This is a genomic window from Komarekiella delphini-convector SJRDD-AB1 (assembly GCF_014831675.1).
Classification (GTDB): domain Bacteria; phylum Cyanobacteriota; class Cyanobacteriia; order Cyanobacteriales; family Nostocaceae; genus Komarekiella.
On sequence record NZ_VJXY01000094.1, the window covers coordinates 1 to 11009 of the forward strand.

At 39.0% G+C, this 11009-nt stretch carries 7 protein-coding genes; 5 read left to right on the forward strand and 2 right to left on the reverse strand.

Annotated elements, in window-relative coordinates:
• Positions 1 to 480 precede the first annotated feature (480 nt).
• On the forward strand, positions 481 to 1482 hold the full coding sequence (locus FNW02_RS35885; protein WP_191762254.1) for a GntR family transcriptional regulator: 1002 nt from the start codon (positions 481 to 483) through the stop codon (positions 1480 to 1482).
• Between the two features lie 493 nt (positions 1483 to 1975).
• A complete protein-coding gene (locus tag FNW02_RS35890) occupies positions 1976 to 2137 on the forward strand; it encodes a CopG family transcriptional regulator (RefSeq protein WP_191762255.1) in 162 nt (53 codons plus the stop codon).
• Between the two features lie 534 nt (positions 2138 to 2671).
• Here the strand turns inward: FNW02_RS35890 and FNW02_RS35895 are convergent.
• Positions 2672 to 2890 carry a CopG family transcriptional regulator gene (locus FNW02_RS35895; RefSeq protein WP_191762256.1) on the reverse strand — a complete coding sequence of 73 codons (219 nt, stop codon included), beginning with the start codon at positions 2888 to 2890 and terminating at the stop codon, positions 2672 to 2674.
• A gap of 1169 nt (positions 2891 to 4059) precedes the next feature.
• Here FNW02_RS35895 and FNW02_RS35900 point away from each other — a divergent pair.
• Positions 4060 to 4281, forward strand: a complete 222-nt coding sequence (locus FNW02_RS35900) for a hypothetical protein (RefSeq protein ID WP_191762257.1) — start codon at positions 4060 to 4062, stop codon at positions 4279 to 4281.
• Between the two features lie 862 nt (positions 4282 to 5143).
• Here FNW02_RS35900 and FNW02_RS35910 read toward each other — a convergent pair.
• Entirely contained in the window at positions 5144 to 6766 is a 1623-nt protein-coding gene (locus FNW02_RS35910; RefSeq protein ID WP_348535507.1) for a ShlB/FhaC/HecB family hemolysin secretion/activation protein, read from the reverse strand.
• A 743-nt stretch (positions 6767 to 7509) separates the two neighbouring features.
• Here FNW02_RS35910 and FNW02_RS35915 point away from each other — a divergent pair.
• Positions 7510 to 8373 (forward strand): TauD/TfdA dioxygenase family protein, encoded by an 864-nt coding sequence (locus FNW02_RS35915; protein ID WP_191762258.1) that lies wholly within the window; start codon positions 7510 to 7512, stop codon positions 8371 to 8373.
• 73 nt (positions 8374 to 8446) lie between these two features.
• A complete protein-coding gene (locus tag FNW02_RS35920; protein WP_191762259.1) occupies positions 8447 to 10906 on the forward strand; it encodes a two-partner secretion domain-containing protein in 2460 nt (819 codons plus the stop codon).
• Positions 10907 to 11009 lie beyond the last annotated feature (103 nt).

The following is an 11009-nucleotide window of genomic DNA, read 5'->3' on the forward strand; positions in this document are numbered from 1 at the left end:
GGTCAGTAAGCTTTGTACAATTTCCATATGGCTATCGAGTCGGTGCTTGTTTGTTCTAATCAGCACCTTAATGGTTCGATAGTTTTCTTGTCTATTCCCTCAACTCAAAATTGTCCGGAGTATTGATATAAGTGCTAAGGCACAAACCCGCAATAAGTCCAAAAGGCATCTTCCTTAAATCTTGGTAAGACGAGGAGCAATTCCTTAATACACATCTTCAATCTCTTGTTATTATTACTTTTCATAATGAAAGACAGTGCTAGCTAATTACAAAATATTGCTTTAATAAATCATTAACTCTATACCTGAAAAAATCTCTGTCTGCTCTCAAAAATATTATTAGTAATCAAATTGAGCTAATAATCAAAAGATTATATTTTTTAAAGGTTTAAATTAAATTACGAATTTACACTAATTTTAAATAATAATTAAATACTCCTTAAAAGTTGAGAGAATTGATTTTGTATATTAATTATACTTATGCCTCATTCAATCCTGTTTACTATTTCTATTGAAATCCAAGCAGCAATCAAAATTAATACTCAAATCGTTGAACAGATTAAGCTATTAATCAGTTCAGGATATTTGCAACCAGGTGATACTTTACCAACTATTACTCAATTAGCTCAACATTTAAAAGTCAATCATAATACCGTTGCAGCAGTTTATAATCATTTAATTAAATCCGGTTATCTAGTGGCAAAAAAAGGTAAAGGAACTTTTGTCGCCTACACTAAAGTTACACAGAATATTCTTCACCAAGAAGTTTACAATCTACTACATCAATCCTTCAACGCTGCGAAAAGACTTGGATTATCTCCATCGGAGTTTAGTACTGCGGCTTACACACAAGCCGCTATGTTGAATCAGCACACATCTTCCCCTTTAGAGTTAGTATTTATAGAAAACTCATCACTTGGTACAGATATATATGAAGTTATTCAATCGGAAATAAAACTTTCTTTGTCATTTCTTAGTTTAAAAGATTTCAAGACTAACCAATCAAAGTTATTAAAAAAAATCCTCGCTGCTGACCTAATAATTACCACAGTACAGCATCAATGGGAAGTCAGCAAACTAACTGCCTCCCAACAGGAAGTTATTGCTATTAGCCTCAAGCCAGACTTACAACTCCTGACAAAAATTTCATCTTTATCACGTCATGCTTTAATGCTACTTATTTGTCAAGAAGAAGCTGATTGTCAAATGATGAAGCAAGTACTACAACAATCTGGAATTTCACATATTAACTTTCAAACTTTACCTTTGAAACACCTTCAGCAAGATGACCACCTTTTAAAGAAGGCAGATGCAGTTTGTACTTCTAGACTTGCTGAGAGCTATGTACGTCAGTACAGTTTTCTCTCTTCCGAGGTTATGCTTTTTAACTTTCGCCTTGATCCAACTAATATGTCAGTTTTAAAAAACCGTATCGCTGCAATTAAGTTTAATAAATTAGCTACCTCTGATGCCAATAAATAACCAAAAAATTGTCTGGTAGAAACATTTAATATAATACATACTTATGTGTCAACATAATTAAACTTAACCCCAGCTATTTGATTCATTTTATGTCTTAAATGGCGCTCTCGTAAAGCTGCTCTTAGGCTGGGGGAGTAAAGAGGAATTATTTATCTCTCCAAGCACACCTCTTGGCTTAACCAGAGCGAAGACTGCTTTAGTATTTTGATACTGACTCCACAATTCTGCTGTAATTGGATATGAGTGGTTACTCCTATTAAAATCTTTAACAAGATATTCTAATCATTAAGTCAACTTTTTAATATTATTTTAATGCTTTAATACTGATTCTACAGTATTAACTATACCACTTTGGTAGTATATTACAAAAGACTAGTACCGATTGGCAAACGTTACGCTTGAAAACCTGATATGCAATCAAAGCTATAACCCAAGCTTTCTAGGCTCTGTCAGGCATAAAAGCAAATACCATACTACACTTGGTGGGTGAGACGTGAAAGTAACCGATAAATTGACTCTCAAGCAAATTCATCTCGACTTGTCAGAAAATGAAATCAAGATACTTGAACAGTATTGCAACCAGACAGGAAAAGCACTAACGGATGTGATTCAAGAGCTGATTCGCTCTTTGCCCGACTCAACTTACTCCGATTAATAGTACCTTTGTATTGAATTACCAATTTTTCGTCTCAGCTAACTCTCTTTTTTAAGAGGAAAACTAAATATTATTTACTTTCAAATTGTCAGCTTCCAGAAACAAGAGCAATTCTCGAATTATCACAATAGAATACATGCCTCAGTCGTCAGAATGAGCGTATGAATTCTCTACCACTGGCGGATAGCGCCACGCAAAGCGCGGCGTCTCGTAGAGAGCGTCTGAGTAGACGAGTTTAAACCCCCCAAAATCGTAGATTTGGTAGTCTTCAAGACGCTCCTTAACTTGCTAACGCTACACTATCAGCGGGGGTCTAAATCTCCCACTGACTTATTCTGACGAATGTGTTCTTCAAGCTCATTGTTCCTCTTTGTGTCACACTATCTCCATGAATTTGGTGTTCAAATTTGGTGTTCAGGTCTAGAGGTACTGCATTTTACTAGTAAATTTTACCAAAATGTAGTTTACTGGCTTGACTTGATTCTCTTGTTGAAACAATTCCGAAACGTACTGCTATCAATAGCTACGTTTAAATCAATTTTTCGATTTTTGACTACTACCTAATCCCGCAAGTTCAGAGGAGTCGGCAATTTCAGCTACTTTCTCCTCGTCTACTGGAAGAGAACGCACTAACTCTCTAATCACATCGGTTGATGGTCTTCCTGTATGAGCACAGTAGTCTTCAAGCTTTTGTGCTTCACTTGAGGTGAGATTTACTGTGAGTCGTTTGACAGCCCACTTTTTATTCATCATTCACTACTAATATCATCTACGTAAATAAAAATCATACCTTTGTTTCTAAGCCTTTCCTAGTCTGAGTTTTAGAGAATTTCTGCCAAATAGATTGAAATTGTAACGCAAAAGCGTCAAAGCCATTTTAGTTACGCCTTCTTTCTTGACCTTTTGTACTAATATTGTATACCTCTCTTTATACTATCATCTCTGCATTGTTGAATAATCCCCACATGCCAATGGAGTACCTCAGCAGTACTTCTTACACCATCTTGGAGCCTAATGCACAGTAGGGGTTGCATTTCTTTCTCCTTTCGACTCTACTGCCAGTATTGTAATGTGCACAGTTCCGCTTGGTGAGGCAGGTAAACTTTGACCAAGAAAGTCAGAAGTCAGAAGGGGTGAAATCAGCGAGGCTGTCATTTGCCGCCACTTGATGGCTGAAACGTTTATCCTGATTTGGTTTCAGAAAAAACTAGTATCAGGCAGCATCCAGTTAACAAATACAAAAAATAAGAATTTACTTAAAAAAAGTCCGTTCATGGTAACGGACTTAGCAATTTTAAGAGCAATATCACTTTTCTGGGTGAAAAATAGGTAAATACATTAAATGTATTTACCTCACATCTTCATTTTTAATAATTACTTTTTTAAATACAATTGTTTTTAATTAATTCCATTCACCAAACTTCTGGAATTAAGTCTTTGACTCTCAAGTTTGACTTCGGAAGAAATGGCAATAGAGTCCCGGCAGGAATTCAGTTTTGAAATTATAGTGATCAAATCACTGGTATTAGCTGATAGCAATCATTTATTCGTTTAAAATCCAGCATGCTCAAAATCTCCGTTTCCTGCTTTCATAATTATTCATGCTCTCTTAAAATTATTAAATAACTCTTATTAGCAAAGAATCTTTATTTTTCATGTACCTTGAGAGGTAATTTACTTTCAATCTTAGGGCTCATTCAACTCTCAGCCTTAAGACTGACCTTGTTAGTTAAATTCTTTTTGTCAACTGAAGTTAGGATTACTATATTTAAACTAAAATTCTCAACTAGACATAACTTACTTCTTTGTGTCTATTTCAACCAACTTTTAATCTTGATTTTTCTAATTCTCTTCAATAAAAATTGCATTAACAGCTAAGGAAAACTTAACTGCTTGCAAAACTATTCTTTCAGGAGTTAATCATGGCTAATATCACTCTTTCTGAATTAAAACTTACTGGTTCTCAATTGTTTCAAGATTCCGAAAGCTTTCTTAATGACCTGAGCGATACTGCTTCAATCTCTGGTGGCTATGATAACTTCAGCGATTTCTCTGGATTTGACAAGCTAATTGAAGGCTATGTCAACATATATGCCATCGGTCATGTTACTTATTTAGCTAAATCATTTAGCTCTAACTACTAATCTCTTTGTAGTTTACAAACAAAGTATCTAGTTAGGCGTTGTACAATTTTCCGACAATGATTGTGCAACGCTGTTTATTTTAGCGAATAATCACTCCATACCATATATCAACTAAATATAAAACTTACTCTAAATCTCGAAAGTTTTTACTTACGAAAATCAAAGCACAAGAGTCAACAACAAATCTTGTTTTATATCTCTTGTGCTAGCAATATACCTTTGCTACTATTTGCCTTGTCATATACTTTGGATATGGAGCCAGGATTCTGTCCTGGCTCTTTCACTTTTGTTATATCTTAAAAAATAGTAAACAGTATCTATCTTTTAGTAGAAAGCTCGTTTTTATTGGTTTAGCAAGAGCATAAACGGCTTTTCTCAAAGCTTTATGTGCCCAAAAATACAAAAGCTATTGCTCAGAGCTTTCATCTTATTTAGGCTATACTGATAATTTCACCTAATAGTCTAATTGTTATTAGCATCTTATCCATAATCATCGTTGATAAGAGAATATATACTTAGCAAAAACTTAAGCACTAGTTAGATATAAATGGTTAATCAACAATCTCAAGATACCTCCTGGATTCCTTGTCTTAGCTGCTGGGGTGATGGACGCTTAATTGTTTGTGATAACGAACGTGGTGGATACAAGTGGCAACCTTGCGCTCAGTGCAACTCTAAGGGAAAAGTCCTTAAACAATGAACAGCTACGAACAATATAGACATCAAAAAGCGTTATAGATCACAGAAAAATACACCCCATTCTCCTGCCAAGTTCTTCCATCCGAATCCACATCTACCAAAGGAATCCCCCAATCCAGCCGAGCACTGAAACTATCGCCCCCACGCCACTGCAACCCCAGTCCTACAGAAGCCAGAGTATTCGAGTCGGGATTTTCTGTACCAGAATTCCACCCATTCCCGAGTCTGCAAAGGGAATCACCTGCAACGTACCACTAGCACGCAGAATGGGTACTTGTATTTCAGCTGAAGCGAACACGCCATTATCGGCCAGCAGGAAATCCTGGCGATAGCCCCGTACGCTCTCCTGCCCACTCACGCTAAATTGCTCAAAAGGCACGAGTGTAGTAGTCGCTAGTTGCGTATTCAGACGAACTAACGCTATGGTTTCAGGGGACAGCAGGCGTACCAACTGCGCTTGCCCTTGCCATGAGAAGAAGCGGCTATCTGGTCTATCTGAATTTATCGTGGCATCGAATGCACCCAGTCCGAGGCTGAACTGCGATCGCACTGCAAGGACTTGGCGGTTATTGCGACTCGTCCATTCTTGAAAAAATCTCAGTGCTGATACCCTGGTGCGTCCTTGTTCATCTGCTCCTGGTGAGAGTTCATTCGGGGGAAGTCCAAATTCTTCTTGAAATAGCAGAGAAGATATTTCACTTTCCCGTCTGGAGGCTGTTAACCCAAGGGCTAATTCTTGTCTGGGAGTTTTTATCAATGGCTGGCGATATGTCAATTCGTAGTATCGGGAATCAGATTGGATATCTAGGGCATTGAATGGCCTTTCGATCACATCGCTCGACGTAGTACCGTAGTTGAAAGATATTGTCCCGTCTTGAGGATTGATTGGCAGTGTATAGTCCACATCAAAGGAGTTGCTACCATCGGTATTAGTATAGCCTAGACCTAGACTATCTCCCAATCCGAGTAGGTTCGCCTCAGTCACTTGCAGGCGGCGGCGGAAACTTCCTACGGACGGCGATCGCCCATTGTCTAATGTGATTTGCGCGTTGAAAGTGTTTACTTCTTCTATGTTTACTGTTAGTACTGGGCTATTGAGTCTGTCTCCAGGCGATAAATCAGCGTATACTCTTTCAATCAAAGGGTCTAGTTGTAACAATTGCAAGGCTTCTAGCAAAAGCTTTTGGTTGAATATACCTGTTGTCCCTGCTTTGAGGCGATCGCGTATATAGCTCAGAGAAAGTCGGCGAAGTCCAATAATTTGGATATCTTGCAACCTATTTTCTACTATCTGGATTCTTACTACACCGAACTGGATCTCTTGGGGCGGTATGTAAGCACCAGAGGTGATGTAACCCTTATTGATATACAGGTCGGTGATTCGAGAACGGGCTTGTTTCAAATCGTCTAGTGTCAGGGGTCGATTGAGAAAGTCGGACACCGACTTGGCTAACTCTTCCTGCCTAAAAATTGTGCTACCGATAATCTCAAAGCGTTTAACTGTAACTACTCCTATCGGTTTGCTAGGGATTAATTCTTCTGGTGTGGGAGTCAGTTGTGATGGCTCTAGTAGTTCTGGTGGTGGGGGGAGTGGTTGTGGTAGTTCGGGTGATGGTTGTGGTGTAGGTGTGTGGGGCTGGATATCCTGTGGCGGCGGCAGGTTTGGTAGTTGTGCTGTATCTATACTCTGTGCATGTAGGGGTCTAGTTGTGGTAACGAATAGCAGTATTAGTAGGCTCAAATTTAGCCAGGAAAATGTTGAGTTTTTGGGGGATTTGTCGATCATTAGATTGGGTGAGATTGAGATATTGCTGCAAACTCTGGAATTGTACAGAAATTGCTGTAGTTGCTCCCGCGTAGATCATAAAGGCTTGCCGTAGAGTAACGTGATGTCTACCTTAAATCCGAATCTTTCAAACCCAGCATTTGAGACTATTTGATTATTTTGTCAGAGATAATAAGGACGCAAGACTACTTTTTTCTCTCCGTCTCCGAATGCACATCGTTGTTATTTAATCAACCCCTTTTACATCAGCTTTTTGTATGAACAAAATGGTTAGATTCAATACTTTAATCCTAAGTTCCACATACAAGTTACCGATAATCATAGAAGATTTATTCCCGTGGCTTCTATAATGTATTTTATTTCTCAAAAAAGATTTTGCATTTTTGGCGAAACTCAATGGCTGTTTTTTTGTGTTTTCCGTGTTCTTGGCTTCCTAAGTTTAGACAATCTTATGAGTTATATAAAACACATTGCTGGCATTTCGAGGATTGCCAAGCCGAAGTACCAATATCGCTTACAGAGTACTAGCGCGGCAGCATACAGGCAGAGGCAAAAGCCTACTCTTCTTAACTTGTAGTTACGGAATAATGCTAACTTCAACACCTTTTATTTATGTTCAACACTTAAAACGCGATGCACATTTAAACCGGATAGGTGTTGCGAGGGTGGTTATTGTGGCCCAGAGATGCAATTATAGTTGTGGCGATCACGGATGGTAGCAACTTAGAAAAAGCCATTTTCAAATGACTTTAAACAAGCAGCAGAAACAAATGCACTATCAGTCAAGGCTTGGGGTTGAAGTATTACAAGGTTGCAATCTAACCAAACTTATAGATCAGCAGAGACAAGAAATTAAACAATCTCTGTGGGAACACGGTGTTATCGTCGTCAGACAACAAAATCTTACCGCATCAGAATTGGAAGAATTTGCCAAGCAGACTTTCGGTAATTTTATGTTTGGTGGTTCTAGGGCATTAGACCCCGATATTAGTCCAGACTTGCAAAGTCAGCATGTATTCGCCCTGGGCAATCCAAAAGGGGAAACAGAACCATTGGAAAAGTTTGCCTGGAAATGGCATCAAGATAAAGACGGTCTTCCGCGCATAGAGGGGTTAGATATGAATGCTCTCTATGTTGTAATGCTTTATGCGGTAGAAGTACCTGCATCAGATGTACATGGACAGCCCCATACTACTCAATTTGTTGACTTGATAGAAGCATATAACAATTTGGACTATCAGCAACAACAGCAATTAGAAAAAGTATTAATAGCTCATAAAGCCCCCGGCTTTTCTAGAGAAGCAGTTGACGTTCCTACAAAGATCCATCCTGTTGTGTCGACTCACAAAGTTACTGTTAGAAAGGGATTATACCTCGGTATTGATAGTGCAATACCCGTGGGCATGGAGGATAAACCAGAACAAGCAAAACTTTTTATGGAGAATTTGTTTCAAACTGTTCTGGCACATACACCAATTTATTCTCATGTTTGGCAAAAAGGAGACGTCATATTCTGGGATAACTCACAAGTAATGCACAGAGGAATAGCATATGATGCAACGAAAGCTAAGCGGGTTGTACTACGTTTGGGAGTAGTAGACATCTAGAGTTTTTGATTAGAATTTATCCCTGCTCGCTAACTCTTTAAGCATCAGTTACAAATACTAAAAGGTATATAACTTGAAAGCAAGTATTATTTCATTTCGGAGTCTTCAAGGTAGCGTCTTATCTTTACTAGTAACTTCTTTCCCCGTTACTGCACAGGTCACGCCTGACAAAACGTTACCTACTAATTCCATAGCTACACCACAAGGTAATAGCATTAACATTGAAGGTGGGACTATAAAGGGTGGAAACTTATTTCATAGCTTTGATCAGTTTTCTATTCCTCAAAACAGCACAGTTATTTTTAAAAATGCAACAAGCATTCAGAACATTTTTAGCCGAGTGACAGGTAAGTCAATTTCTAATATTGATGGCATCCTTAAAACTAATGGTACGGCTAACTTATTTCTTATTAATCCCAATGGAATTATCTTTGGGCAAAATGCTCAATTGAATACGGGTGGTTCATTTGTTGCCAGTACTGCAAATGCTGTTAGATTTGTCGATGGCTCTGAGTTTAGTGCAAAGAATCCCCAAGCCCAACCACTACTTACTGTTACCACACCGTTGGGACTACAAGTTGGTAGCAATTCAGGTGTAATTTTAGCTCAGGGTACAGATAGAGGCTTAACTACTCCAAGCTCAAGAAGAACACCATCTGTTAGAAATACTGATAAAACTGGTCTTGCAGTTCAACCGGGCAAAACTCTAGCTTTGCTAGGAAGTAGCCTCAGCTTAGAGGGCGCAAATCTAACAGCAGAAGGAGGTCGAATTGAGTTAGGTGCTGTTGCTGATGGGACAGTTAATTTTACTCTTGTCTCTCAAGGTATTTCTCTGAACTATCAAGACGTACAACGTTTTGGAAATGTTAACCTATCTCAACAGGCGTTGGTCGATGCCAGTGGAAATCTTGGTGGCTCTGTTACAGTTAAAGGCAAGAATATCTCTTTCAGTGATGGTGCAGCGTTTTTAATCCAAAATCAAGGCACACAACCATCAGGCAGTATCAATGTCAGCGCTACCAACTTGATAACATTGCGCGGGATTTCATTAAATGATGGCAGATTCACTAGTCTCTTGCAAACTGAATCTACTGGCTCTGGAAGCGCAGGAAACATAAATATTTTTGCTCCCAAATTACTTATTCAAGAAGGAGCAGGAATCAGCAGTAGAGCTTACAGTAATGGTAGAGGGGGAAATATAATTGTTAATGCCCCTGAGTCTACGCAGTTACTTGATTTTTCTTCCTTTAATCCTTTAACTACCAGCGGCATCACTAGTCTTACCTTAGCTTCTGGTAATGCAGGAGATGTTACCATCTCAACAGGTCACCTGGAGGCTCGTAATGGGGGAGGAATAACTTCTCAAACTCTTGGTAAGGGGAAAGCAGGGGATGTAACTGTAAATGCAGCTAAATCTATAGAAGTAACCAACACAGCAGAATTAATTAATTCTCCAGAAGTTCGCCTTCAAAGCCGTATAACTTCTACAACTTTTAACGCAGGAAACGCTGGCAACTTAACAATAAATACTCCAAGCCTAACAGTCTCGGACTCGTCAACGCTTAATACTTCTAGTGTAGGGAGCGGCTCTGCTGGAAATGTCATCATTAATGCAGATGATGTTGAGTTAAAAAGTGGCAGAGTCAGTTCAGCTGTTGTCAACGCAGATCAAGAAACCCAAAAAATATCTGGAGCTCCTTCAGTAGCAAGTGGTTCTTCAGGAGAAGTAGTATTTAATACTAAAAACTTGCGTATGTATGATGGTATTATCAGCGGCAGAAACCTGGGAACAGGCGAGGGTGGAACGATCACGATTAACGGTAATCTTATCTCTTTAGACAAGAAAAGCTCTATTACCGCAGCTACGGCTTCTGGTAGAAGCGGCAATATTTTCATGAATGCACAGAATTTACAGTTGCGTAATGACAGCGCCATCAGTGCAACTGCGGGTGGCAACGGCGACGGTGGTAATGTTACTATCAATACCAACATTCTCATTGGTTCCAAAAACAGCAGTATTACAGCCAACGCCTTTGAGGGAATAGGCGGTAACATCCTAATTAATACCAAAGGACTGTTTTTCTCCCCTGACAGCAAAATCACAGCAAGTTCAGAACGAGGCATCAACGGCACAGTAGAAATTAACGTTTTTAACAAAGATCCCAACCGCACTAAGGCAACGCCAGAAGTAGTTGTAGAGACTCCAAAAATCGCTTCTGCTTGTCAGGGAGGTTCAGGCGCAATAGCAAGTAGATTTGTGATCACTGGCAAAGGGGGTCTACCAGCTAGTCCTGATGAAAAGCTGTATAGCAACTCTGGTTGGCAGAGGGATTCCGTTCCAATTCAAGCTACCGAAAATCTAAGTAAATCAAAGTTGTTCCCAGATAATAACGCTTTACAAATTGTAGAAGCACAAGGCTGGGTAGAAGATTCTAATGGTAATGTCGTTTTAATAGCAGAAGCTAATACAGGGACATCTTATGCTTCCTTGTCTACTGGTACATGCCATACTCAATACTCCGGACAATTTTGAGTTGAGGGAATAGACAAGAAAACTATCGAACCATTAAGGTGCTGATTAGAACAAACAAGCACCGACTCGATAGCCATATGGAAATTGTACAAAGCTTACTGAC

Excerpts from the sequence above, each read along its gene's own strand:
- FNW02_RS35885 (WP_191762254.1), top strand. The coding sequence starts at position 481 with ATGCCTCATTCAATCCTGTTTACTATTTCTATTGAAATCCAAGCAGCA.
- FNW02_RS35895 (WP_191762256.1), bottom strand. The coding sequence starts at position 2,890 with ATGATGAATAAAAAGTGGGCTGTCAAACGACTCACAGTAAATCTCACC.
- FNW02_RS35900 (WP_191762257.1), top strand. The coding sequence starts at position 4,060 with ATGGCTAATATCACTCTTTCTGAATTAAAACTTACTGGTTCTCAATTG.
- FNW02_RS35910 (WP_348535507.1), bottom strand. The coding sequence starts at position 6,766 with ATGATCGACAAATCCCCCAAAAACTCAACATTTTCCTGGCTAAATTTG.
- FNW02_RS35915 (WP_191762258.1), top strand. The coding sequence starts at position 7,510 with ATGACTTTAAACAAGCAGCAGAAACAAATGCACTATCAGTCAAGGCTT.